Origin of the sequence: uncultured Sneathiella sp. (assembly GCF_963973085.1) — a bacterium.
Taxonomy (GTDB): domain Bacteria; phylum Pseudomonadota; class Alphaproteobacteria; order Sneathiellales; family Sneathiellaceae; genus Sneathiella.
This window is the reverse complement of sequence record NZ_CAXAXA010000003.1, coordinates 269,772-295,618: the sequence shown is the minus strand read 5'-3', so window position 1 is coordinate 295,618 and position 25,847 is coordinate 269,772. Positions and strand designations below refer to the sequence as shown.

The following is a 25,847-nucleotide window of genomic DNA, read 5'->3' as shown; positions in this document are numbered from 1 at the left end:
CGGCAATTTCGATTGCCGTTAGAGTTGAGGGTGGAATCAAATAGAAGGTAGTCGCATTGTGTTAAATGCCAACCAGCTAGTTCATAGAAAACGGTCTCGCATGTCGCTGGCGATAGGATGTGTTGTCGCCAGCAGCGTGCTCGCAATGACCGGAAGCGCCCTTGCCGCCGAATGGATGTTTAATCCCTATGTCGGAGTGGGCGAAACCTACACGGATAATGCCTTTGGCGATTCGACAAACAGGAAAGATGATTTTATCACAACCCTGTCTGCCGGATTCGAGGTCGAAGGCGTCGGACGACGCCTCCGACTTAACGCGGAATATGAACTCGGTTACGATAAGTATGCGCGGTTTTCAGAATTGGACGGCTTTACCCATAATCTGCTTGCCTCTGCAAACACTGAACTTGTGATGGAACATCTGTTTCTGGATACGGAAATCGCCCTGACAGAAGAGCGTTTTTCCAGCGACGGAGACACGTCATTTTCCGATCGCACGACAAAAACCGCCACGCGCGTCCTGAACACCCGGATCAGCCCCTACTATTTGCATGATTTTGGTGGTTTCGCGACGGCAACGGCCCGCTATACGCACTTGATGACCAATTTCTCCAACACGAATTCGGATGTTTCTTCGTCAGAGCCTTCAGATTCCGAGACAAACCGGATTGACCTCTCCTTACAAAGCGGTCGGGAATTCTCCCGGACGAAATGGGGGCTCGAAGCCTTTGCCTTCGACAATGATGTCTCTGATGGAGATGATCTGAAGCGCGCCACATTCAAAGGATCGGGACAAATGCCATTCAACAGGCATGTGGCCCTGATCGGAAGTGCCGGCTGGGACGAGTTTGATGGCGAGAATATCAATAATGACGACATCAGCGGCGCCTTCTACGGTGGTGGTGTGCGCCTGACACCTGGCCCCCGGACAGATTTCAGTATTCAGGTCGGACATCGATTTGGCGGCGGTATCGTCGATTCAGATTTAACGTATATTATTTCGAGCGAAGCCAGTTTCGTTGCCTCTTACCAGGTCGATATCGCGGGATCCGGTGAATCGTTTGCGAATACTCGGGTTCTGGATCAGAACGGGCAGCTTGTAAATCCGAACTACTTCTCAGGCGGCTATGTGACAGACATTACCAAGACCAAGACTTTATCAATGGGGCTGACCGGTGAAAAAGGGCGGAATAGCTATTCCGCATCGAGCAGCTATATCATACGCCGCTTTCTGGACGATGGCTCCGAAGAAGAAGTCGCTTCCATTGACGGTCGCTACGCACGGCAGCTCTCCAGAAAGCTTGAATGGTCTATTCTCGGTGGATATTCAAAGGTCCTGAGGTCTCAAGTCACCGGTGACGAGGACACAAGCTACTATGGACAGACTGGAATTAATTACCAGTTCACGCCGACCCTGAGTGGTGACTTTAGTTACAGCCACTTCAATCGCGAGAGTGAAAGTGGCACGGATGATTATCGGGAGAACGTGATCTCGATTAACATTCGAAAAGACTTCTAGATATTAAATACGCGGCCCGGAAGTATCGACCGATGTATACGGAAGATAATTCCGGGCCGCGTATTTTATCCATGTGCCTTTAGTTTCTTAAAAATCTGCTGTGCAAGTTCCTTATCGTGAATGACGAGAGAGGGTTGATCCTCGTCTGCCTCTTCTTTCGTCTGAATAGGCAGCCGCCGCGTATCCTCCACGCCTTTCGGTGCCGAGACATCAAATATGCCATGTGTTTGCTTATCGCGGATCACTTCGCTGACTATCGCCGCGTCAATTTCCGGAGCCATTCGGGCAAAACCATAAACGAGGCAGGTATCACACAGAATATTGATGATACGGGGAATGCCACGGCTTGCCTCGAACAGCTTCTCGCAAGCCTCCATGGTGAATAAGGGCTCATCACGACCCGCGATTGAGAGACGATGGCCGATATAACTGTGGATATCTTCTGCCGTCAGCGGCGCCAAATGAAAATCAGATGCAATGCGTTGCGCGAACTGAATTAATTCCGGTGCCTGCAGCAAGCCTTTCAACTGTGGCTGGCCCACAAGAATGAGCTGTAGAAGCTGATCATTATCCGCATTGATGTTGGATAGAAGCCTTAGTTGCTCAAGCAATTTCGGTCCCAGGTTTTGCGCTTCGTCAACAATCAGGATTGTCCGTCGCCCTTCAGCATATTCTCGGATCAGGAATTGCTGCAACTCATCATGCAATCCAACGTGGGACTTTCCCTCATAGGGTTGGCCGAACGCCATCAGCACCCACTGCAACAGATCCCCATCCTGAATATTGGAAACCAATCCAACAGTGAACTCTTCGTCAAGCCTGTCAAGGAGGTGCCGGATAAGCGTTGTTTTACCGCACCCTATTTCGCCCGTGACGACGGTAAAACCAGCCCGGTTCATAACGCCGTATTCCAGCATGGAATAGGCCAGAGAATGGCTGTGGCCCCAGTACAGATAGTTGGGGTCAGGCAAAATTGAAAAAGGCTTCTGCGTCAGTCCGTAAAACTCTCTATACATTTATATCTGCCTTCACCCGTAATTTCGGGGCAATCAATGGTGTAATTTTCACAACTTTTTCTTTTAGTTTGTTTTTGGTCCTGAGCGCAGTTCCGCAATAGCTTTCTCCGCTTCTTCACGCGCTGGAAAATGCTGACTGTCCGCAAGTGTCACAGCTTGCTCCAGCTCTTTCAAGGCTTTATCGCGATTATTCTCTGCCTTGTAGGCCATGCCAAGGTGATAGCGAAGTATTGCTCTGTCCGGCGCTCTTTCCACCGCCGATCGCAGAAGCGGCGTTGCCATTTCATATTCTCCGAGCCGGTAATGTATCCAGCCTAATGTATCCATGAAATATGGCACTTTTGAACTGCGAAACCGCTTTGCGAGCGCGTAAGCACGTTGCAGGTCCGCGTCGCTCTGCGCTTCCTCGGCAATCAGGCTAGCCAGATTGTTAGCAACGATTTCTGAGTTCGGCCGCTCTTCGAGCAATTCTTCATATATTTTAATGGCATCGAAATTGGCGCCCGAGACCTCATATATTTCTGCTTGCGTAATTTTCAGCATAAACTGATCCGCTGCAGTCCTCATTCCTTCTGCCAGAATATCTTGCGCCTCTTTCTGGCGATCCTGGGATAAATAGTGCCGTGCCAGCATAACATAACCGGACGCTTCTGCGGGATCACTGTCAATGGCTTCCTTTATCAGCTTTTCCGCCTTTTGCGGATTATTGCTGTGAAACTGGATTTGCGCCATCAATGTCCGTGCAAGATACTTGTTCTCACTACTACCGAGGGCTTCATTCAGGAATCTTTCCGCTTCGGCAACATCTCCATCCTTCAGATAGGCCTGAACCAACGCGGCCATAGCCTGCCCGGCTTCCGGGGTTGCTTCATATGCTTTTTTATACGCCGCCTGGCTTTCTTCCGGATTTTGCATTCCGGCAAGAGCCGCCCCGCTTATCTGATATGCAGCAGCGTTCATATTGTCGACGGCGCGAATCCTATCGGCGATTTTCTCGGCTGCCATCCAGTCTTCTTCTTTCAGCTTAACATCCGCCAGCAACTTGAGCGCGCTTATCTCCGTCGGCTTCGCTTCGGATATTTTTTCCAACAACCTCTCTGCCCGACGGAAGTCGCCCTGCCGAATGAAGAACTGGGCATAGGCCAGCCCGACCCGGGGCGACTGCTTGCTGAATCTGTAGGCGGCGGCGAAGCGGTCTTCTGCCAGTTCGTGACTGCCGTTTATTTCATGCGCCTTCGCCAGGAGTAACGCTGCACGCACGGATTCCGGTTGTTGGCGCATTGAAGACCTTAAAGTCGATATCGCGGAATCAATCTCACCTTCATCAATCTGCATCGCGCCAATCAGAACAAGAGCATCTGTACTTGTGGGATCAAGTTCAAGAGCATTTTTCGCATATGTCCGTGCCTCCTCATATTCTCCCCTAGCGAAATGAAGTTGCGCCAGCTTGTTTCTTGCAGCAATCTCATCCTCGATCGTACTTGCTTTGTCTATAATTGTTCCAAGTATGACCATCGCCTTTTCATCTTTCCCGGCCGCTTCGGCAAGTGTCGCAAGCGCAAATCGGTAGTCAACGACATCGGGATAACTCTCGATGAGCTGTTCCAGCTCGGCCGTTGCCGCTTCATCTCCTTTAAGTGTTTTGACAAAACGGATAACATCCAGGTTTGCGGTAACATCTTCCGGATGCTCTGCTGCTAGTTTGCGAATTTCCTTTTCCGCTTCATTTTGCTGGCCGTTCTTTAAGTAAAATCGAACAAGGCTTTTCCGAAAAGCACCATTATCAGGATTATCTGCGATCAGCTCTTGAAAGACCTGAGTGATGTCCGCTGTCTTGCCAAGCGTTTCCAGGGCCCGTATCTTGATAACCTGGAGCTGTGCATTTCCCTTGCTATGGCTGAGACCCGTGTCCAGAATGTCAATTGCCGCTTCCGGGTCATTCTTTGACAGTTTTTCCGCCGCCAGTATCAGGGTTGAATCAATATTTGACGGATCAAGGGCCAGAGCTGCGTTTGCCGCTTCTATTGCACCCGATTTATCTCCCAGGCGGAACATGACCGCCGCTTTCAGCGCCAGGGCGTCGGGGTTTTCCGGGGCAATTTCATTTACCAACTCGCTGGTTTCCAGCGCTTTTTGCAGCTTGCCGGAGAGCAGCATGATCTTCCCATAACGTATCTGCGCTTTAAAATGCTGCGGCTCAATCTCAATAGCCTTCAGAATATTGCCAGCATATTTTCTCCAGTTTCCGTCGTTTTCCTCCACCAGGGCAAGTCCATACCAACCATCGGCAAAATTCTCATTTAACTGCAGGGCATTTCGAAATTCGACGCCAGCCTTCACAAAATTATCTTCTGCGACAAAAGCCATGCCCGCTTCAAAATGGGCCTGTGCCTTTTCTTCTGGCGTATCACAGGCCGCCACAGAAAACATTATTATCACCAGTGCCAGACCGGCGAGCCGTGATTTCAATTCCGCAAAACTTCTTTTAACGGTCATTCTCTAAACCTTAACCCTGTTTATTTTCGGGCGATAGAGCGACTGCGCTCCGGATACATATAACTATTTGCCAATTCATATTGTCGCTACCGATTTCTGCATATAACAAGAAACGCGAAAAACCGCAAAGAATCAACGAACTACAAAGCCCAAGAATAGGCAAGGATACATTAACCCTAATGTATCAATATATGCTTAATTCAGTCGCTAATTTTCAACGGGAATTACGAGTTATCATATGCTTTCCCGTTATATATGAAGTCGCGGATCGTCTTAATCAACTCGGGTTCCGCAAATTGGCTGGCGGCTTCACTAATTGTAGGAGCAGGGTTGGCCGTCAGTTTATCCAGCAACGGGCCCAGCGCCACCTCATCTTCTGCAACATAAATGCCGCTTCGTTTGGCAAATTGTTCCGCCGTTGCAATCTGGTGATCATTGCGGGTTTCCTTCAGATCGCCCTTGCGCGGCATAATAAGCAGCGGCTTTTTCATCGTCAGAGCCGTAATGATTGTTCCCATGCCGGCATGCGCGACAATCAGGTCCGCCTTTTCAAAGTTGCTTTTAAATGTATCCGGATCCAGAAAGCTCTGCCATTCAAAATTCCGGGGACTGTAGCCATTATCTCCAAGCTCTGCGACCTGCGCGAAAATATCATCGTTTCCGGACGCGAAGGCCCAATCGTCAAGCCCTTTGATTAATCGGTCAAAACGTAGCTCATGGCCAACAGTTGCAAAAATCATACGACTGACCCTTTATATTCCGGTGATCGTTTGGCGCTATCTCCGATAGCGAGATGTTCCCATTGTGTAAGCCAGAGGTCAGCGCAACCACTTGCCTTCTGTCCCGAGAGCGACAAGGCTCCGGCATTGGCAATACTGTCCAGCCATATTGTCCGGGCACCCATGATTTTTCCTACTTTAAGCGCAAAGAACCCGGCGGCCGCACCTGTGGTTACGATCACGTCAGGCCGCTCCCGGATCAGGATCAGTATGATCCCGGCCAATTGCCGCAGTAGGCGGAATTTCTGCCATCTGTTGGCATCCACAACACGATAGAATTTCGGTAAGGGCTGTCCCCGGCGTTTTGCGTCCGCTATCAAGTCATCCCGATAGCCTTCTTTCGTTGTCACATAAATGGCGTCACAAGCATCCCATGCGGCACGCAGCCTTTGCAACTGCACCCAGTGGCCCCCAGCGGAGGAAATTGCCATAACCTTTGGTCTTCTTGCTATTTTCAATCCTTGAACTCCCTCATCGCAATCCATCCCTTCAGATACAGAGTAGAAAAGAAAAACCCACATCTGCAAGCCCGAGAATCTGATAAAAATAGCTGCGCTGCCTTACCATTATCTTAATGGAGAAACTGTCACCTTAATTTTAACAAGATTTTTCTCTTCTTCATGCGCCAGACCAACAAAACGTGGCCGCAGTATGCTGGCCTATGTGTCTCAAATGAGGTATTTTGAATAATACATAAAGAAAATGTTTATAGGTTAATGCAATTTTTAGATGCCGTCGGTATGGTTCCTGTTAACTGAAATCAAAGCCAAGGCCCAACAACCCCATTTATCTGGATTTGCCAAGAGCTAACGAATGATTGAAATTAAAGACGAAGCGATCACGATGATTTTAGCTCTCGCCAAATCGACGCGGGGATTCATTCATGGATGAACAATTTTACGGCGTCACGACGATACAACCCGCCGGCGTCGCAATACTCATTGTCTGCATTATTGCGACGTTGGCGGTCCCCCGTAAATGGGCCGCCTTTCCCCTTGTCATCCTTATGATGGCCATTCCCAGCGCACAACGATTTGTTATCGCGGATCTGGATTTCAATTTTATCCGCCTGGTCGTCATAACCGGGTTTTTGCGTGTTTTTGTGAGGAAGGAGTATTTGGGATTCCAAATTCAGCTTCCTGACAAAGCCGTCGTTCTTTGGATGATCTGGGCCATCATTGCCTTCACCATGCTGCGCGACGGGTTTTCCGGCTTTGTTACGCGAAGCGGCTATATGCTCGAAGCGGTAGGCTGTTATTTCCTTGGCCGTGTCTATTTACGCGATATGTTTGATTTGCGACGCCTCATTGTCCTTATGGGCATTGCCTCAATTCCCATGGTCGGCGTTTTCTTATTTGAAAGATTTAACGGCAGAAATTTGTTCGCCCAGTTCGGCGGTGTTCCGGAATTCACCAAAGTCCGCCAAGGGCGGCTTCGCTGCCAGGGTCCGTTCTCTCATCCAATTCTGGCGGGGATATTCTGGGCGAATATTGTGCCGTGGCTTGGGGCGATGTGGTTTACCAGAGCAATTCCGAGAACAATGCTTGCCTTCTATATCGTCTGTATATTGGGCATCATTGTGAACACGGCGTCAAGCACGCCCGTCATGTCGCTCATCTTTAGCATCATTGGCTTCATATTCTATTTCTATCGCCGTTATATGAACTATGTCCGCTGGGGTTTGGTCACAATGGCTATCACGCTTCATCTGGTGATGGAGGCGCCGGTTTGGCATTTGATCTCACGGGTTAATGTTGTTGGCGGCTCAACCGGATGGCACCGATTTCACCTTATGGATAAGGCTGTTGAGAATTTCTGGGAATGGTGGGCAATTGGTGTTGAGTCGACCGCACATTGGGGTTGGGGGCTTTTTGACGTCACCAACCAATATGTTCTGGAAGGCGTAAGAGGTGGCATTCTTGGCCTGATTTTGTATGTCTTCTTCCTCGGCTCGATTTTCTGGCTTCTTGGTAAGGCAATGCGACATGCAAATTCAAAAGCGGAACTCATAATCTTGTGGGCTTCCGGTACTATGGTTTTCGTCAATGTTGCCGGTTTTTTTGCTGTTTCTTATTTCGGCCAAACGGAATCCGCATTCTTCCTGTTCCTTGGCATTTCTGTTTCATTGGCAACAACGGCAATCCAAACGCGCCGCGCCAAAATGAGGGAGCAGGCTGCGCAGGAATCAATATCAGGCCCGGATCCGGCCCCGTCCATGAACCGATAGTCTGACCAGCGTAAAAGGAAAAAGTTTCGGCTTCATGATTGTTATGAATGTTCATTCGCCACGTATAGCTAGCAGCTTCCCTTATATAACCGGACGGTCCGCCTTCAATGAACGATTATGAGCTGAGCATCATCATCCCGCATTTCAATGATCCCGTGGGGCTGTCTGCCTGTCTGGCGTCACTTCAAGAGCAGCATTTCGACATGCAAAAGGTCGAGGTTATTGTCTGTGACAATAATTCCGACTTTGCGCCCACCGGACTGGAGGAATTCGATCTTAACATCAAGCTGGTTGTCGAAACGAAGCGAGGCGCAGGCCCTGCACGCAATGCCGGTGTTGCTGAGGCCCGGGGCGAATATCTGGCCTTCACCGATTGTGACTGTCTGATTGATCCGGATTTCGTAAAAAACGGCCTCACCCATATGCGGCGTAACGGCGAGAGAAGTGTCCTTGCCGGCAAGATAGTCTATTATCCGAAAAATCCGCATCCTAACTACGTCGAAGCCTTCGATATCATTTTTGCGATGGACCAAGAAGGTCATGCACTTAAAGGCGACGCGGCAACCGGAAACCTGTGGACGAGCCGTTCTCTTTTTACGGAGGTTGGTCCTTTCGTCGCCGACGTCGCGGAAGATACCGACTGGTGTCGGCGTGCATTTACCGCAGGCGCGGCCTTTCAGTTTGGAGCGGACTGTATTGTGCGCCATCCCGCGCGCGCGACATTGGAAGAACTCCGTGCAAAATGGCGGCGTCAATCTGCCATGACGTTCAATGTCCATAGAAAACAGTCTCTTTTCTCAATTAGGTGGCCTTTGCTTTGTGCCGCGACGGCCCTGTCCGCCATCCCTCACAGCCTGAAGGCAGTTCGCAGCGACAAACTCCCCCGCTTATCGGACCGGCTGAAATCCGTTTTAATTCTTTTTTGGTGTCGGGCTTTTCGCGCAAAAATAATGACGGGATTTTATTTGAGCGGACAGGACCGGATCGATCCGAATAAATATTGGACCAATGCTAGCTAAACATACGCTGCTGCGCTCAATTATGTCAAAAATGTGTCGTCCTGCCTAATTTCATCCAAAATTTGAGACCGAGGTCTCATTTTCACAACAGATTAAAAAATAATTTCCATGAAATGCGAAAAAAATTTCAGGCTACTCGCCACTTTGGCTGACTCCATAGGGTGTCGTTATGTGATTTTCACGTAAATTGTTGGCATCAAACAAACCCTCATTCTAAATCAAGATGCAAAAAACCAGAGTTACAGGTTTTATTATAAAAGCAATAATAAAATTATTTATTATTATTAGTTAATATTTTTTATTTTAGCTTTAGCGGTTAATAAAATATTAAATATTATTATTCAGTGTTATCTAGTTCAACAAAAGTAAACAACAAAAATTCTGATATCTTTTACTATTCATCAGAGTCGGCGCCGCACGACACGCGATCCCGTCAAGTCTGAAGCCCGGTTTGAAAATTCCTATTTTCGTGAAAACGTTCGAAATCAGCCATATTGTTGCCCAATTTGGACAAGATGATGCAATCATACCGAAGGCGCAGAACGCGTTTTTGACACTAAATAATTTCATGAATTTTTTATTAATTTTTGAAATCCGCTTTTATTTTTGAATGCTTTCAGAAATAGATTTTGCAGAAACAGATTTTTAAACGACGTAAAGATGTTTTACTTTAAGGTTAAAAATTTATTACTTAATGTTAAAGGGGATTTTTCTTCCGAATTTTGGCAGGTGCATACAAGGTCAATTGGCTTCCTGCAAATTGCCAAAATTCAAATAAAGCGAAATTTTTCCGTAGTTTGTAACCAGATTTTAAATTTTTCACCTTTTAATGCAGTATACAACATCAATACGTGACGCTTGGAGCTCATATAATAATGGCAATAGAATTATCACAATCGGAACTCAATGAATTAGAGTCCGCCGCGAATGCCTTCGGCGCAGGTTTCCAGAATTTGGGCCGCGGCGACGAGCATTTCTCGATGAAGAGCCTGACCCTCAGCGCCACTTTCAGTCTGGACGGCCTCGATAACGGCCGCCAGTATATATACAACAACCATACTCAGGCATCCCTTGCTGTCCGCAATGACGACCTGACCGTCATGCTGAATACCGAAAATGGACAAGCCATGCGGCTTACCTTCCGGGACGCATTCAAGGAAGCCGGTTGGCAGGATATCCAGGTCATCGTGGATGAAGCCACCTCAAAACTTGAAATCTGGGTTAATGGCGAGGTTCTGCATTCCAGTTCCAGCGACGGCATCATGATTGAGGATGCCTCTTACTGGGATGTCACGGCAGGCGGTACGCTTTGGGGCAGCAACCTCCAGGGCCAGATCGCCGACATAACCGTCCTGGATCATGCGGTGACAATCGACCCGGATGATTCCATTGCCAACCGTATGCTCAAACTGAACGGTGAAGACCCGATCGTCGATACAACAGATCCCGTGGACAATACACCAGACCCGGGTGACGACAACAGCGAAGCCGTTGTCACAGGGGCGTCGAGCGGTGATGTCACCGAAGATGTCGATTTGACCACCAGCGGTAAGCTGAACGCGGCGGACCCGGATGCGGGCGAGAGCGGCTTCCAGGCGGACACGGAAAACGGTCAGTATGGCGATTTCTCCATCAATGAGAATGGCAACTGGACTTACACGCTGACCGACTCGGATGAGCTTGACTGGCTCGATTCCGGTGAAACCATCAGCGAGACCTTCACCGTCCGTACAATCGATGGCACAACGTCAGACGTCACCGTCGATATCAATGGGCAGGATGAGCCTGTAGAAGAACCGACAACACCTCCGGCAAATAACAACAACGCTTCGGATCTCGAGATTTTGCAATCCGCCGCGAATGCCTTCGGCGCAGGTTTCCAGAATTTGGGCCGCGGCGACGAGCATTTCTCGATGAAGAGCCTGACCCTCAGCGCCACTTTCAGTCTGGACGGCCTCGATAACGGCCGCCAGTATATATACAACAACCATACTCAGGCATCCCTTGCTGTCCGCAATGACGACCTGACCGTCATGCTGAATACCGAAAATGGACAAGCCATGCGGCTTACCTTCCGGGACGCATTCAAGGAAGCCGGTTGGCAGGATATCCAGGTCATCGTGGATGAAGCCACCTCAAAACTTGAAATCTGGGTTAATGGCGAGGTTCTGCATTCCAGTTCCAGCGACGGCATCATGATTGAGGATGCCTCTTACTGGGATGTCACGGCAGGCGGTACGCTTTGGGGCAGCAACCTCCAGGGCCAGATCGCCGACATAACCGTCCTGGATCATGCGGTGACAATCGACCCGGATGATTCCATTGCCGACCGTATGCTCAAGCTGAACGGTGAAGATCCTGGAGAGGACACATCCGGTCCGGTGATCGACACGCCTGATTCCGGAGACAACAACACCCCGGATACGGGTGACGACAACAGCGAAGCAGTAGTTACCGGCACCTCAAGCGGCGAAGTCACAGAAGATGTCGATTTGACCACCGGCGGCAAGCTGAACGCAGCGGATCCGGATGCGGGCGAGAGCGGCTTCCAGGCGGACACGGAAAACGGTCAGTATGGCGATTTCTCCATCAATGAGAATGGCAACTGGACTTACACGCTGACCGACTCGGATGAGCTTGACTGGCTCGATTCCGGTGAAACCATCAGCGAGACCTTCACCGTCCGTACAATCGATGGCACAACGTCAGACGTCACCGTCGATATCAATGGACGCAACGAACCATCAGCCCCGGGTACGGGCGCTGGAGGCGGAACCGGCGGCAACACGGGCGGTGGTGGCTCAACACCAACGCTTGGTGTTATTGAAGTCAGCAGCATATCCGGCCTTGTTCAGGCCCTTTCCGGGAATGTCGCCGGATATACGATTGAACTGGCACCGGGCAATTACGGTACGCTCAATCTCAATGGCTACAACTTCTCGTCTCCGGTGACGATTACGTCGGCGAACCCGGGTAATCCTGCTCATTTTGAATCCGTGACCGTCAACAACTCCTCCAACATGACTTTCGACAGTCTGGAGATCAGCTCCTACGATGGCGTTTCTGCCAGCTGGGGCGAGTATATGTTTACGATCAACGGAAGCTCCGACATCGTCCTTTCGGACAACGTCTTTGGAAATAATGTCAATGGACTGCTAAACCAGGGAATTATAGGTCTCAAGGTTGCTACTTCAGAAGACATTACCGTTGAGGGTAACGAATTTATGAACCTTCATACCGGCGCTCACTTCCGGGATTCGAGCGGTATTGATGTTCTCGGTAATGCGTTCCACGATCTGCGGACGGACGGCACAACCTTCACCGGCGTGCAGGACATCCAGATTCAAGGAAACTCATTCCGTGATTTCTATCGTCTTGAGGGAGATCACTCGGACTATGTCCAGTTCTATACGACCTCCGGACTTCAATCGAACGCCAATATTGTTATTAGTGACAACCTGATGGTTCAGGGCGATGGCGTGGATGCGCAGGCCATCTTTATGACCTCGTCCGATTCGACCACGACAAATGTCACGATTGATAACAACGTTATTTTCCAGTCCGGGTATCATGGAATTTCTGTCTATGGCACCAATTCACTGGACATAACGAACAACACGGTTATTTCGCCGGAAGACAGCCCGAACGGTAATATCGTCTGGATCCAGGTGAAAGACGGATCGAATGTCTCTATCGATAACAACATCACGAACTCCATTCTCACGGAAAGTAGTAGTGTCAGCCAAAGCGGCAACATCATTGTTGATGACAGCTCATACGGCCGTTATTTCCAGAATGATCTGAATATTCGTTCTGTTGATGCGGAAGACTTCGAACTATTGAGCAATGTCAATGCGGGTGCTGATGTCAGTGATCTGCTGGGAGATATCCTGGGCGGAACGCTAAGTGCTTTCTCATCGACAGTTGCAAGCATTGATGACAACGAGCCGACAGGTGGCGACGACTACATAGAAGGTACGTCCAGCTCCGACCTGCTCTTCGGTTTCGATGGCGATGACGAGCTGTTTGGGTTTGGTGGTGCGGACATTATTGTCGGCGGCGACGGTGCAGACACGCTCTCCGGCGGTGAAGGACGGGATACCTTCGCCTACACAGAAATTGGCGACTCGGGCATTGGCAATGGTAATCGCGATGTCATCATGGATTTTGATGCGACAAACGGCGACACATTATCGTTTGAAGGCTTCGCCACAGATAATTTTGCCTATTCCTTCGATGACCGTACGGATGTGCTTTCCGTCGATCTGGATGGCGATTTTACCATCGACATGGAAATTCAGCTGATCGGTGTTTCCGCAAGCGATCTGGACGGCAGCGATTTCATGACATGATCCGGGGCGGGTCAGAAATGACCCATCCCATTAAGCCAAAAACTATAAGGGCCTCTTTCCGATAGAAAAGAGGCCCTTATTTGTTGATAACTTAGAACGTCAGATCAAGTTTCCGAGTCAGGCGCTGAATCCCGCCAGCCATTCACTCCGCCGCGCCCAGATCTCCTTCCAAGTGTCCGCATTGGTTTTCCGATCCTTCTTGCGCAATAGAGTCGAATAGAGCCAGTGGGTTACAATCTTGCTGAGTGGCAGGCAGTAAAACAGGATATAGCCGAAAATTTTAGCGACAGGATTCCAGTGCTGCTGCATCAGGGTCACTTTCGCCGTGAGCAGCCGGATCATCTTGTCGGCAACAACTTTTTCCGACTGCCCGCCGTAATGGACAATCGTCGCATCCGGTGTGATCATCGGCTGGCCCCCGCGCTTCTTCGCACGAAGGCAGAGGTCCGCATCTTCACCATACATGAAGAACCGGCGATCAAACCCGCCAAGCTCTTCCCAGAGGCTTCTTTTCATCAGTAGGAAACAACCGGTCACAATGTCAATTTCTCGAACTGTATCCCGCTTCCACCCACCATATCCTTCCGTATTGAAAAGGCCGCTTGACGGGAAAATACCGCTTAATCCGGTGGCATAGCAAAAGAGCGACCAAACCGTCATCCGCCGCCAGCAGGAGGTTGTGTTCAGGCTGCGGTCGCCGAACAGGGTCCGGCCTCCCCAGACGGTCGCCTCGGGATGAGCCTTCGCAAACTGTACAATCTTGTCGATGGCATGATCGAGCACGACAGTATCAGGGTTGAGCAGCAGGATATATTCCCCCGTCGCCTGTTTTGCCGCCAGATTATTGCCGTTGGCAAACCCGCTGTTCTCCTTTGAAGCAATCAGATTAATGTCCGGGAATTCCTTTGCAATTGCCTCCGCCGACCCGTCGGTCGACGCATTGTCGAGCAAAATCACCTCAAAGGATACATCCTTAGCCTGGTCAAAAACCGACCGTATACAGTCAAGGGTCAGGTCACGGGTGTTATAGCTGATTACGATAATCGATACTGTCGGGTTTTCCACACTACTCTCTTTCGTCATTCAATGGCCCCAATGGTCGACGGAACTTTCCTGGGATTGCCATATACATCAACATTACTAAACGGTGCCTTCACACGACCGCGCAACGGAGAATCCGGCGCGGGGCGAAAATCACCCTTATTGCCATCTGCAAAGTCGGGGTTTCCTTCCGAATTGTCGGAGCCATCGACCGGCATCCCGCCGCCCCGCAGGCTCATCACATGATTATCCCGGTAGATGATCGCATCCGGGGCGAAGCCATAACCCTTGAAGGTTGTTTTCATTCTTTCAAAAAGAGACCCTTCAATCAGGACATTCCGCACCTCGTTATTTCGCCAGAGAAACGATGAGTTTGGCATGGAGATGCCAGAGAAGATCAGATGATTTGACGGGGCATGCCATTGTGAAAAGAGCGGCGCCTCTGAGCCGAGCGGCCTTACAAGAAGTATATTCACCATTGCGACGTTATCGAGTGACTCACATCCGGCGGCAAAGATGCCCTGCGCCTCTGCATTTTGGGCAATCAGTCCGTAAACAATATAGTTTTCAAAGGATTTCCTGGCGCAATAGATCTGGTACACGTCGGGATGCGCCTCTGTTTGACCGCGGTCGATCCCATTGACTTCACTATTTATCACAAGCCGTGAGCCACTAAAAGCATCCGAGCCGATATCAACGATCTTGACATCCCGCGCAATATTGAGGTTTGTCGCGCCGTTCGGGCTATCGGAAATTCGCACACCCGTAAAAAAGACTTTTCCCCAATTTGAGGCATGATAAAAGCTTTCTCCTGACCACCGCCCCGGTCCTATGACATCCACATTATCGAGCCACAAATAGCTTGCTTTCGAATAGCCGGGCGCAAAGAAGACATTTCTGATCGTGACGCCTGTAACTTTTAAAAGCCCAGTGATAAAGGGGCCGCCACTATCATCACTAAAGATGACGTCACCACGCGCCACATCAGGGGCCGCCGATACCGTAATCCAGCTTTCATGCTTAACGGGGGCCTCTTTGCCGAAGGACCCCCAACTATACTCCCCTTTCGTGAGATAGATTGTGCCAAAGACGGCATGACCCCGATCGTCTTCCGTTTTTCGGAGTAGTTCAAGCGCACGGGCCGGCTGCCGAAAGGGATTGCTTTTCGTGCCGTCGCCGGTGCTGTCATTCCCGCTGGCCGAGACCCAGACAATTGTGTCCTGACCTTCACCCTCGGGTTTTACTTTCAGAAGTATCGTCTCAAGCTGGCGCGGAACGCCGGCCGACTTCGGATAAGCCGTTGCCTCAACCTCCAGATGAGGGTTTTCGGGATCAGCAGGGCCAAAATTCTTGGGATCGAGCGTAAACCAGTACTCGTTTGTATTGGTCCGCTTATTCAGCGTCATTTCGTTCGCGCTGCCGACCGGTTTGCCGTTCACCTGAAACTCAACCCGATCAATCCCGTTGATATGAAAAGCAACAACCCCGATCGTCATCGGACGGCTAAATGCCTGATACGGGACAACATTCCAATGCGCAATCACTTTTGCATCCGCGCCGGTGGGGCCCGCTTTGGCCCGGCTCTCCTGGCCCTGAACACAAAGCAACAGAACCATCATCATGCCGCATAAAAGATGTGATACGGAATCGCTTGCTTTTTTGCCGTTTGCGGAAAGTCGAAACAATTTAGCCTCCGTGCAAACAGGATTCCCGCCTGTCTTAGTAATAGTATGTTTTGGCGACTTCCTCGGATTTGTTGAGGACGACGCCGAGGAGGTTGCTCGATTGGAGCTGCCGGCGACACTCCTTGACCTCGGCGGGCTTGGTTTCCCCGCTCGAGACCACCATCAGCACACAGTCAACCTGCGGAATAAAGGCGATCGCATCGTCCGTCGTCTTCAGCGGCGGCAGATCAAAGATACAGATCCGCTTCTCATACCGGTCCCGCAGGTCCTCAACAATCGCCTTCACCTTCCGCGACGTCAGAACCTCGGTCGAGTTCTTCACCGGACGCCAGTTCGGCAATACAACAAACCGCGGAATGCCCGGGTTCACCAACGCATCGTTAAACTCGATCTTGCCATCAAGGTAATCCGAAAAACTGTTCTCTTTCGGCAGCCCCAGATACGCCGCAACCCGCGGGCGCCGCAAATCAAAATCAACAAGAAGCGCCGTGTAATCCGTCTGCTTCGCAATACTCAGCGCCAGGTTGATCGCGACAACCGTCTTGCCGCACGCCGGCGTCGGCGACGTAATCGCCAGGGTCCGCCAGTTGTTCGCCTCCATCTTCGCCAGCACCTGTGTCCTCAGGATGTCAAAGCTGATCGAGTTCGGATCCTCATTGTCCAGCGTGATAATCCGGTTGCTCTCCATATGTGCCACATCAAGATCAACAACCCGCGTCTGGTTATAGACAATCGGCCCCTCAACAATTTCGTTGTTCTGGACAATCTTCTTCGCCACGCTGCTTCGGCTGTCACTGCCAGCCTGCTTCTCCTTGGCCCTGGCGATCGCTTCCTTAATCCGTTCCACGTCAATCCCCTAAAACAATGTGACTCTGAGTTGATCAAAGGCCACCCAGACCTTGTAGAATATTTCATCCAGCGGCTGATACAGAAAATGCACAATCACCAGCAACAGCGCGATCACCGCAATGGGTATAAGCGCATAAAAAACAATCTTCAGACGCTGCCTGCCCGCTTCCTCCTGGGTGTGAATATAAGGAATCGAAACGATCGGCGGGTGCTTGAGCACCGCTTCCAGCTCCGAGGCGCTGCGTATTCTTTTGTCAAAAAACTCAATCAGGAAGACAAACCCAACCCCGACCGCAAGCGCAAACAAGGCGCCAACGCCCATGATCTTCGGACGATCCGGCGAGATCGGTTCCGTCGGGATGATCGGCGGCTCCAGCAGCACAAACCGCTCCGCCTTCTTCTCTTCTTCCAGATTCTGCGACAGCTGCGCCTGCGCCTGCTTGGTTTCAAGGGAGTTCAGTTTCGCCAGGAGATCCTCATAAGTCCGGTTCAAACTTGCAAATCCGCGCTCGACCTGCGGGATCTCAAGGATGATCGCCTCAAGGTCCTTTAACCGCCCGCTGGCCGCGCTGATCTGACGGCGCAGTTCCGCAATCTTCTCATCCGTCGCCGATATCCGCACCTGCAGCGTCTCCACAACCGGATTATACGCCGTCGGCGCAGACGATTGACCCTGGCTCGCCGCCAAAGCCGCCGCCGTCTCCGCCTCAACCTGCTGCTCAAGCGCCTCTATCCGCTTCTTCAGCGAAATAACCGTCGGATGCGAATCCGTCAGGCGCGAGGACACATCCAGTAGCTGGTCCTTCAGGGTGGCCAGGCTTTGCGCCGGCTCCGACTGCTGAAGGCCGCCCTCCGCCGTTCGCCCCGTCCGCGCCGAGGTCAGCTCAATCTGCAAATACCGCTTCTCTTCTTCCAGCGCCCGGATATCACGCCGCATATCCCGGATCTCCGTCTCCGTCCGCTCCAGCATGTTCTGGCGCAACCCGAGATGTTCCGGAAGCGCATCCTTGTTCTTGCGCTTGTAGTCAACAATCTCGCTTTCAACCTGGGCCAGCCGACGACGCACTTTCTCGGCCTCCTCGGAGATAAACGCTGTCGCCTCCGTCGCCCGCTCCGTCCGCGTCCGTACATTCTCGCTCAGGAACAAGGTCACCAGCTCATTGGCAACATCCGTCGCAATCTGCGGGCTTTCATGAATAAAACCGACCTTGAAGGCGATCGTCGCCTCCCCCCGGCGCCCGCCAAGCGACGACGTGATAACCGCGATCTGGATGTTCTCCTGCATCCAGTCCACCAAGGTAGAGACCGTCATCACCTTCCGGTCATTGCCATAGACATTATATTTATCGATAATCTTGAGCAGGTTCTCCCGTGTCATCACCCGCTGTTCAATCGCCTTGATCCGCTGGTTCGGGTCCGTATTTAACGTCGATTCAACAAGATCAGGCGAAATCTGCTGCGTCTCGACCAGAATGGTCCCCCCCGACAGATAACTCGGCGGCAGGATCAGGCCGACAATAACGCTGCCAACCAGAATAAGTACAAACGGGATCAGAAAAAACAGAAACCGTCTCTTCGCCGCACCGATGATCGACCCGAGGTTTATCGGCGACGACTCTTCTTCCTGTATCGTAAAATCCTGGCTCATTCCAATGCTCAAGCTCTTCAATCAAATCAAAGTAAATATATCTATTGCCCGCAACCGCTAACCAAACCTAGGCCCAGCTACCTTACCGCCCATAACGTCAATCAACAATTACCATCACAAATCATAGACAAAAACTCTTAAGGAATAATTGTAATCGAAATAGTTCAAACAGTTGTCAGTCCAAGGACAAATAGTGATGCACTAGGCCAATTTCGGCTTGTTTTGTTGATCTGAGTTCTTTAGCCAAAGGATCATATCTTTCGCAAAGAGCAAGGAGATCAGCAATGCCGCCAGGGAAAATACAATTGCTAAAGAAATTTCGAAAACCGGGTTCAGAGCGGTTATATAATTTGACGAAATCCACAGCGCCAAGACGATCAACGTGACGGACATAACGATAGAGCCGCAAAGTGGCAGTATCTTTACACTGACAAAGCGCATCATCAAATAAACCGCAAATATAACAGCAAGAGTTTCTCCCACAATTCCACCAATAACGATTCCGGTGACTCCCCAACCCTGCCAAACTGCATATAAAGCAAACAAAATCGCGATGCTTCTAACAATATTGGAGTAGAGAGGCAACTTGGTCTTCCCACAAGCAATCGCTACGGTAATAGGTCCTGCTTTCACCATCCTCATTCCATGCATCAACGCAAGCCATGGAATTATATACGCCCCTTGAAGGTATTTTTCACCAAAAAGCACGACGGACAGCGACGGGCCGCCGATAGCCAGCCCGACGGTTATCAGCATTCCCAGGATCAAGAACGCCTTGATTGACGCCGCCGCACTTTGCGCCAATAAAACCTCATCCGTTTGATTCTTGGCAATCAACGGCGTCATCAGGTTCTGAGCGGTCCTCATCATGAGAATTGCCGGAAACATCGTAAGAGTAAATGCGGCGCTGAACCAGCCCAGCTCTTCCATGTTGTAAGCTATGCCGACAATTCCCCGGTCCGCCTGGAAAATGCCAAACATCAGGATACCGTTCAGCATCAACGGCCATCCAAAGGAAAATATCTGATGAATATATTGCCGGTCGAGCGCCACTCTATATTTCCGCTCGGCAAGCATAAATGTGATAACCACGGATGAAATTGCCTGAAGCGTAATAATCCACAGCATCACCCGATAATCGCCAAAATAGAGCGCTAAGGGTGCCGATACGGCGACTGCCAAAACTTGCGGAACGCTCTCGGAAATCGCCAATGCGCCAAATCTCGATTCACGCTGAAATCGGGCGATATCCATATGGATAAATCCCGTTATCAGCGGCAGGACGGCCAACCATTGAAACGCCCAGATAAGTTCAGGCAGACTGAAAAGATGGGCTATTGGGCTGGCAACAGCATACATAATAATCGCGAGGATCAGCCCACGCAGAATATTAAAGGCCTGTACCGTAGCTTGCAGTCGCGGCTTGTTTCCATCGACTGCCTGAACAATCAACCGGTCGACACCCAGTCCCGTTGACATCTGAACCAACGCCATTGTTAAGGCAAAGGTCGCGGCAATACCGTAATCCTCGACACTGATCATGCGCGTAATGATGATGTTGCGGCCAAAGGTGCATAACGCCCCAATCGCATTCCCGGACGATAAAAGTAATCCGCTTTTTATAAAGCCATGAATACGCAAGCTTATTTACCTTTATTTTCGCTATTACGGGTACTGGACAAATATTCAATTCGGTTCGCTATCAATGATAATTGATTCTCTACTTTTTCCTTGATCTGTGGAAGAGCATTTCCTAGCGATTGCTCTATTTCTTTCCGTCTCAGAAAGGAATCTTTCATTTGTTCGATGATTTCAACTGTATCGAACTTGCGCGGATCAAAGACTTCCCCGCCCTGACCGCATGTCGCAAATACACCGGCGGTTTTATCACTATAGGCGATTGAAGAGGTGGCGACCCCTTGGGACAACGCCGCGATTGTTGAGTGCATCCGCGTTCCGCAAAACCAATCCATTTTGGAAATAACCCATTTAACCTGATTTTGATCCAGCGTATCAGGCGAAATATGCACCCGGTCTTCGAATTCACGGCCCAGTTTTTCAGCGACTTTCTGTGACGCGAGATAATCTGACTCCACATGTTTTGTCCACGCCATAACATGTGGAATTATGACCAATGAGGCATTTGTTGTTTTCAGGAGCCAATCACAGAAGCCATGAATGATTTCACGGTAGTCCGCCTTAAAACCATATTGCGAATAAGCTGCATCGGGGTCATTGTAAATCAGGCCACTGATATTCAGCCCAACAAGAGGTTTTTCTTCCTGGCGCGTCGAAATAAGTGTGTTCAGATTTTCACTCAATAGCTCTTCAGCAGAACGGACACCAAGTCCAAATGCAAAGTCGACACCAGCTTTATGAATGCTTTCATCATACTCATCCCCCAGCATGGTTTTCAAAATCTCAAAGCTGTTTGGGTCTCTGGCCCAGGCCATATCCGCACCCTTGACGGCCTCCGCCGCAACTTTTTTAACCTTGGGTCTGGCATACGGACCATATGTTTGCGGCAGCAGGATAAGGGGAACCTGCCGAATAAGAGAAATCAGTTTCGGACGAACAACCGTCATGAACCGCTTGACGCCATAAATATCGCTAAAGCTGTCACCTCCAGAGATATCTAGAATGACGTCACATTGATCAATATCCCGAACAACATAATTTAGAGCACTGCCTGCCGCACCGAGATGTGATGCAAGCGTAATTGTCATGATGTTTTCTTGTAAATAATAGCGATGGCCTGATCTAATGCCGATATGCTCGACTTCAATATGATTACCTTCAGAAAAATGGTAGGTCTTTACACGTTTCCCCATCTTATTGTCGAAGACAATAAATCGAGCGTTTGGCAGCTTTTCTGTAAGCCCCTCTACAGTCGATGCAAAGAGTGCTGAGACCCCCATATTTGACGTATCGGGCGCCGCACCAAATAATCCGATCTTAATGACATTTTTCAATTTCGACATCACATCTTACTCTAAAAAGGATCCATTTTTAATCAGGAACGAAGGTAGGTAACACACCGAGTAGCGCACGTGAAAATGCTCTAAGCTCTTGATCGGCCACTGCCTCAGATTTGTTTGAATCTATAGGCACAGACAACCGAATAAGCGCTCCATCCGTCCGGGCGGAAGAAATCCCGCCCCAAAGAAGATTGAACTTCGCTATGTATTCGTTCGCTATATACTCTCCGCGTTGCTTGAACCAGTAATAAACCAGAAGCTTGTCTTCACCATGACTGACCAGCACCCGGTTAACCGGCACCCGCTGCCCCGCATTCTGAAGGGTAATTTCCGTTATTCCCTCAATCTCCCAGCCCCCCGACGGGATACAAACCCGGGGTGAGTGCGGTGTACTCCCGGCAGATTGTTGATCGTAATATCCAATGAAGAGTGTGATCGGTGAAACAGTATCTTTACGATAGTGGCCGAGGAAATAGTCGCTCATGTTCAGGATGGTTTGCTCCACGCCGGGCAATACATCCTCCTCCGCAATCATACCGTCTATGGACAGCGGAAAACTGTTGAAGGAGCGGCGATCCGGTATTTCGGGTTCAATATTTCGGAGCATATGCGCTATGGGAACGAAGGCTATACCTAGCAGAATAACACTGATTACAGGACCCATTCGCAATGGCTTTTCCGCTGATACCTCGTCCGGTATCGAGGTTTTCAACACACCGCTGCCGATCGTTGCTTTCTCAGCTCGGTTGAGCATCAAATAACACACCGCCAACATGACTGCGAAGGAAATAAGAAAGAAGACCCAGCCTTCAAACAGATGAAAAAATCCATCCGAAATGGCCGTATCGGTCCATTCGGCAAAAGCACCGGTCAGAAAGATCCGGACACTGTTCATGATTACGGAAACAAGACCTGCAAGAACGACAAAAAGCCCCCTCTTCCAAATCGGGATATCAAACAGCATCGCCAGCAATACGCCGAGCCCGATCATCGGATAGAGATACCGAAGGCCGGCACATGCCTCCACCACCGCAAGCTTAAGCGTTCCCATATCGATAATATTGCCGTCCTGAAATACGGAAATGCCAACGAAACGAAGCATTCCGACGCTCATATCCGTAGACAGAAGTTGCAGGCCATATGTCAGGTTTGCCGTCAGGAATGCCGGAGGCGGCACAACGAACGGAATTAACAAGAGGGACGGAAAAACATAGCGGCCGTATGTCACCCCTCCAAACGTAATGAAAAGGCCAAAGATCATGAGAAGCAGGCTAAGATGGCGGATATTCTCGATACCCGCCTTTATCGCAAGGGCATAAACGGCAACGGCAACCCCACATAGAGCGACGCCAACCCAGTTACCCCGGCGATCATAGGGCTGCAGAAGTGCACGGCGCGCCCATAAAAGATAAAGCGCAACGGCCAGCATCAGGGGGCCATGACTGAACTCTTCAATATTTATCCAGTCGTCCCACAGAAGCAACCCGTCCGGAATATAACTGACAAGGACAATGCACAGAAGGATTGGCAGCAGGAGCCGGGTCCAATCAACGCGTTGCAGTGCCAGTTCCATCTTTAAGCTCGCTATTTTCCGGGCGGCTGTCACGCGACGGGGGTCTGGGGGTGATACCCTGTGGACGTTGCCTAGTAATAGTATGTTTTGGCGACTTCCTCGGATTTGTTGAGGACGACGCCGAGGAGGTTGCTCGATTGGAGCTGCCGGCGACACTCCTTGACCTCGGCGGGCTTGGTTTCCCCGCTCGAGACCACCATCAGCACACAGTCAACCTGCGGAATAAAGGCGATCGCATCGTCCGTCGTCTTCAGCGGCGGCAGATCAAAGATACAGATCCGCTTCTCATACCGGTCCCGCAGGTCCTCAACAATCGCCTTCACCTTCCGCGACGTCAGAACCTCGGTCGAGTTCTTCACCGGACGCCAGTTCGGCAATACAACAAACCGCGGAATGCCCGGGTTCACCAACGCATCGTTAAACTCGATCTTGCCATCAAGGTAATCCGAAAAACTGTTCTCTTTCGGCAGCCCCAGATACGCCGCAACCCGCGGGCGCCGCAAATCAAAATCAACAAGAAGCGCCGTGTAATCCGTCTGCTTCGCAATACTCAGCGCCAGGTTGATCGCGACAACCGTCTTGCCGCACGCCGGCGTCGGCGACGTAATCGCCAGGGTCCGCCAGTTGTTCGCCTCCATCTTCGCCAGCACCTGTGTCCTCAGGATGTCAAAGCTGATCGAGTTCGGATCCTCATTGTCCAGCGTGATAATCCGGTTGCTCTCCATATGTGCCACATCAAGATCAACAACCCGCGTCTGGTTATAGACAATCGGCCCCTCAACAATTTCGTTGTTCTGGACAATCTTCTTCGCCACGCTGCTTCGGCTGTCACTGCCAGCCTGCTTCTCCTTGGCCCTGGCGATCGCTTCCTTAATCCGTTCCACGTCAATCCCCTAAAACAATGTGACTCTGAGTTGATCAAAGGCCACCCAGACCTTGTAGAATATTTCATCCAGCGGCTGATACAGAAAATGCACAATCACCAGCAACAGCGCGATCACCGCAATGGGTATAAGCGCATAAAAAACAATCTTCAGACGCTGCCTGCCCGCTTCCTCCTGGGTGTGAATATAAGGAATCGAAACGATCGGCGGGTGCTTGAGCACCGCTTCCAGCTCCGAGGCGCTGCGTATTCTTTTGTCAAAAAACTCAATCAGGAAGACAAACCCAACCCCGACCGCAAGCGCAAACAAGGCGCCAACGCCCATGATCTTCGGACGATCCGGCGAGATCGGTTCCGTCGGGATGATCGGCGGCTCCAGCAGCACAAACCGCTCCGCCTTCTTCTCTTCTTCCAGATTCTGCGACAGCTGCGCCTGCGCCTGCTTGGTTTCAAGGGAGTTCAGTTTCGCCAGGAGATCCTCATAAGTCCGGTTCAAACTTGCAAATCCGCGCTCGACCTGCGGGATCTCAAGGATGATCGCCTCAAGGTCCTTTAACCGCCCGCTGGCCGCGCTGATCTGACGGCGCAGTTCCGCAATCTTCTCATCCGTCGCCGATATCCGCACCTGCAGCGTCTCCACAACCGGATTATACGCCGTCGGCGCAGACGATTGACCCTGGCTCGCCGCCAAAGCCGCCGCCGTCTCCGCCTCAACCTGCTGCTCAAGCGCCTCTATCCGCTTCTTCAGCGAAATAACCGTCGGATGCGAATCCGTCAGGCGCGAGGACACATCCAGTAGCTGGTCCTTCAGGGTGGCCAGGCTTTGCGCCGGCTCCGACTGCTGAAGGCCGCCCTCCGCCGTTCGCCCCGTCCGCGCCGAGGTCAGCTCAATCTGCAAATACCGCTTCTCTTCTTCCAGCGCCCGGATATCACGCCGCATATCCCGGATCTCCGTCTCCGTCCGCTCCAGCATGTTCTGGCGCAACCCGAGATGTTCCGGAAGCGCATCCTTGTTCTTGCGCTTGTAGTCAACAATCTCGCTTTCAACCTGGGCCAGCCGACGACGCACTTTCTCGGCCTCCTCGGAGATAAACGCTGTCGCCTCCGTCGCCCGCTCCGTCCGCGTCCGTACATTCTCGCTCAGGAACAAGGTCACCAGCTCATTGGCAACATCCGTCGCAATCTGCGGGCTTTCATGAATAAAACCGACCTTGAAGGCGATCGTCGCCTCCCCCCGGCGCCCGCCAAGCGACGACGTGATAACCGCGATCTGGATGTTCTCCTGCATCCAGTCCACCAAGGTAGAGACCGTCATCACCTTCCGGTCATTGCCATAGACATTATATTTATCGATAATCTTGAGCAGGTTCTCCCGTGTCATCACCCGCTGTTCAATCGCCTTGATCCGCTGGTTCGGGTCCGTATTTAACGTCGATTCAACAAGATCAGGCGAAATCTGCTGCGTCTCGACCAGAATGGTCCCCCCCGACAGATAACTCGGCGGCAGGATCAGGCCGACAATAACGCTGCCAACCAGAATAAGTACAAACGGGATCAGAAAAAACAGAAACCGTCTCTTCGCCGCACCGATGATCGACCCGAGGTTTATCGGCGACGACTCTTCTTCCTGTATCGTAAAATCCTGGCTCATTCCAATGCTCAAGCTCTTCAATCAAATCAAAGTAAATATATCTATTGCCCGCAACCGCTAACCAAACCTAGGCCCAGCTACCTTACCGCCCATAACGTCAATCAACAATTACCATCACAAATCATAGACAA

17 protein-coding genes are annotated in these 25,847 nt (G+C 50.8%); 4 read left to right on the top strand and 13 right to left on the bottom strand.

Annotation, left to right across the window (positions count from 1 at the left end; all coding sequences use genetic code 11):
• The first annotated feature begins 100 nt into the window (after positions 1 to 100).
• Entirely contained in the window at positions 101 to 1,519 is a 1,419-nt protein-coding gene (locus AACZ19_RS09335; protein WP_339633249.1) for a TIGR03016 family PEP-CTERM system-associated outer membrane protein, read from the top strand.
• 65 nt (positions 1,520 to 1,584) lie between these two features.
• Here AACZ19_RS09335 and AACZ19_RS09330 read toward each other — a convergent pair whose 3' ends face one another.
• The 4 genes from AACZ19_RS09330 to AACZ19_RS09315 all read right to left on the bottom strand — a co-directional run bounded on the left by AACZ19_RS09330 (position 1,585) and on the right by AACZ19_RS09315 (position 6,268).
• Entirely contained in the window at positions 1,585 to 2,535 is a 951-nt protein-coding gene (locus tag AACZ19_RS09330; RefSeq protein ID WP_339633247.1) for an AAA family ATPase, read from the bottom strand.
• Positions 2,536 to 2,598: 63 nt separating this feature from the next.
• The gene (locus tag AACZ19_RS09325; RefSeq protein ID WP_339633245.1) at positions 2,599 to 5,031 is read right to left on the bottom strand and encodes a tetratricopeptide repeat protein; all 2,433 of its coding nucleotides are present in this window, start codon (positions 5,029 to 5,031) and stop codon (positions 2,599 to 2,601) included.
• Between the two features lie 224 nt (positions 5,032 to 5,255).
• Positions 5,256 to 5,771 carry a glycosyltransferase gene (locus tag AACZ19_RS09320; RefSeq protein WP_339633244.1) on the bottom strand — a complete coding sequence of 172 codons (516 nt, stop codon included), beginning with the start codon at positions 5,769 to 5,771 and terminating at the stop codon, positions 5,256 to 5,258.
• A complete protein-coding gene (locus AACZ19_RS09315; RefSeq protein WP_339633242.1) occupies positions 5,768 to 6,268 on the bottom strand; it encodes a hypothetical protein in 501 nt (166 codons plus the stop codon). The genes AACZ19_RS09320 and AACZ19_RS09315 overlap by 4 nt, the downstream gene beginning before the upstream one ends.
• Before the next feature lie 425 nt (positions 6,269 to 6,693).
• Here AACZ19_RS09315 and AACZ19_RS09310 point away from each other — a divergent pair, with 425 nt between their 5' ends.
• The 3 genes from AACZ19_RS09310 (at position 6,694) to AACZ19_RS09300 (ending at position 13,408) form a co-directional block, all read left to right on the top strand.
• Positions 6,694 to 8,037, top strand: coding sequence for a hypothetical protein (locus tag AACZ19_RS09310; protein WP_339633241.1), 1,344 nt, complete (start codon positions 6,694 to 6,696; stop codon positions 8,035 to 8,037).
• Positions 8,038 to 8,144: 107 nt separating this feature from the next.
• Positions 8,145 to 9,056 (top strand): glycosyltransferase family 2 protein, encoded by a 912-nt coding sequence (locus AACZ19_RS09305; RefSeq protein WP_339633239.1) that lies wholly within the window; start codon positions 8,145 to 8,147, stop codon positions 9,054 to 9,056.
• A gap of 875 nt (positions 9,057 to 9,931) precedes the next feature.
• Positions 9,932 to 13,408 carry a VCBS domain-containing protein gene (locus AACZ19_RS09300; RefSeq protein ID WP_339633238.1) on the top strand — a complete coding sequence of 1,159 codons (3,477 nt, stop codon included), beginning with the start codon at positions 9,932 to 9,934 and terminating at the stop codon, positions 13,406 to 13,408.
• Between the two features lie 117 nt (positions 13,409 to 13,525).
• Here AACZ19_RS09300 and AACZ19_RS09295 read toward each other — a convergent pair whose 3' ends face one another.
• The 9 genes from AACZ19_RS09295 to AACZ19_RS09255 form a co-directional block, all read right to left on the bottom strand.
• The gene (locus AACZ19_RS09295; protein WP_339633236.1) at positions 13,526 to 14,491 is read right to left on the bottom strand and encodes a glycosyltransferase family 2 protein; all 966 of its coding nucleotides are present in this window, start codon (positions 14,489 to 14,491) and stop codon (positions 13,526 to 13,528) included.
• Entirely contained in the window at positions 14,488 to 16,134 is a 1,647-nt protein-coding gene (locus AACZ19_RS09290; RefSeq protein WP_339633235.1) for a hypothetical protein, read from the bottom strand. Before AACZ19_RS09290 ends, AACZ19_RS09295 begins: the two co-directional genes overlap by 4 nt.
• A gap of 34 nt (positions 16,135 to 16,168) precedes the next feature.
• On the bottom strand, positions 16,169 to 16,981 hold the full coding sequence (locus AACZ19_RS09285) for a CpsD/CapB family tyrosine-protein kinase (RefSeq protein ID WP_339633227.1): 813 nt from the start codon (positions 16,979 to 16,981) through the stop codon (positions 16,169 to 16,171).
• A 9-nt stretch (positions 16,982 to 16,990) separates the two neighbouring features.
• Positions 16,991 to 18,631, bottom strand: a complete 1,641-nt coding sequence (locus AACZ19_RS09280) for a hypothetical protein (protein ID WP_339633225.1) — start codon at positions 18,629 to 18,631, stop codon at positions 16,991 to 16,993.
• A gap of 201 nt (positions 18,632 to 18,832) precedes the next feature.
• Positions 18,833 to 20,272, bottom strand: coding sequence for an oligosaccharide flippase family protein (locus tag AACZ19_RS09275; protein WP_339633233.1), 1,440 nt, complete (start codon positions 20,270 to 20,272; stop codon positions 18,833 to 18,835).
• 2 nt (positions 20,273 to 20,274) lie between these two features.
• Positions 20,275 to 21,612, bottom strand: coding sequence for a polysaccharide pyruvyl transferase family protein (locus tag AACZ19_RS09270; protein ID WP_339633231.1), 1,338 nt, complete (start codon positions 21,610 to 21,612; stop codon positions 20,275 to 20,277).
• Positions 21,613 to 21,640: 28 nt separating this feature from the next.
• On the bottom strand, positions 21,641 to 23,182 hold the full coding sequence (gene xrtD, locus AACZ19_RS09265; RefSeq protein WP_339633229.1) for a VPLPA-CTERM-specific exosortase XrtD: 1,542 nt from the start codon (positions 23,180 to 23,182) through the stop codon (positions 21,641 to 21,643).
• A gap of 71 nt (positions 23,183 to 23,253) precedes the next feature.
• Positions 23,254 to 24,066: a CpsD/CapB family tyrosine-protein kinase gene (locus tag AACZ19_RS09260; protein ID WP_339633227.1), complete on the bottom strand. Its 813-nt coding sequence runs from the start codon at positions 24,064 to 24,066 to the stop codon at positions 23,254 to 23,256.
• A gap of 9 nt (positions 24,067 to 24,075) precedes the next feature.
• Positions 24,076 to 25,716 carry a hypothetical protein gene (locus tag AACZ19_RS09255; protein WP_339633225.1) on the bottom strand — a complete coding sequence of 547 codons (1,641 nt, stop codon included), beginning with the start codon at positions 25,714 to 25,716 and terminating at the stop codon, positions 24,076 to 24,078.
• Positions 25,717 to 25,847 lie beyond the last annotated feature (131 nt).

Excerpts from the sequence above, each read along its gene's own strand:
- AACZ19_RS09335 (WP_339633249.1), top strand. The coding sequence starts at position 101 with ATGTCGCTGGCGATAGGATGTGTTGTCGCCAGCAGCGTGCTCGCAATG.
- AACZ19_RS09330 (WP_339633247.1), bottom strand. The coding sequence starts at position 2,535 with ATGTATAGAGAGTTTTACGGACTGACGCAGAAGCCTTTTTCAATTTTG.
- AACZ19_RS09325 (WP_339633245.1), bottom strand. The coding sequence starts at position 5,031 with ATGACCGTTAAAAGAAGTTTTGCGGAATTGAAATCACGGCTCGCCGGT.
- AACZ19_RS09320 (WP_339633244.1), bottom strand. The coding sequence starts at position 5,771 with ATGATTTTTGCAACTGTTGGCCATGAGCTACGTTTTGACCGATTAATC.
- AACZ19_RS09310 (WP_339633241.1), top strand. The coding sequence starts at position 6,694 with ATGGATGAACAATTTTACGGCGTCACGACGATACAACCCGCCGGCGTC.
- AACZ19_RS09305 (WP_339633239.1), top strand. The coding sequence starts at position 8,145 with ATGAACGATTATGAGCTGAGCATCATCATCCCGCATTTCAATGATCCC.
- AACZ19_RS09300 (WP_339633238.1), top strand. The coding sequence starts at position 9,932 with ATGGCAATAGAATTATCACAATCGGAACTCAATGAATTAGAGTCCGCC.
- AACZ19_RS09295 (WP_339633236.1), bottom strand. The coding sequence starts at position 14,491 with ATGACGAAAGAGAGTAGTGTGGAAAACCCGACAGTATCGATTATCGTA.
- AACZ19_RS09280 (WP_339633225.1), bottom strand. The coding sequence starts at position 18,631 with ATGAGCCAGGATTTTACGATACAGGAAGAAGAGTCGTCGCCGATAAAC.
- AACZ19_RS09270 (WP_339633231.1), bottom strand. The coding sequence starts at position 21,612 with ATGTCGAAATTGAAAAATGTCATTAAGATCGGATTATTTGGTGCGGCG.
- xrtD (WP_339633229.1), bottom strand. The coding sequence starts at position 23,182 with ATGGAACTGGCACTGCAACGCGTTGATTGGACCCGGCTCCTGCTGCCA.
- AACZ19_RS09255 (WP_339633225.1), bottom strand. The coding sequence starts at position 25,716 with ATGAGCCAGGATTTTACGATACAGGAAGAAGAGTCGTCGCCGATAAAC.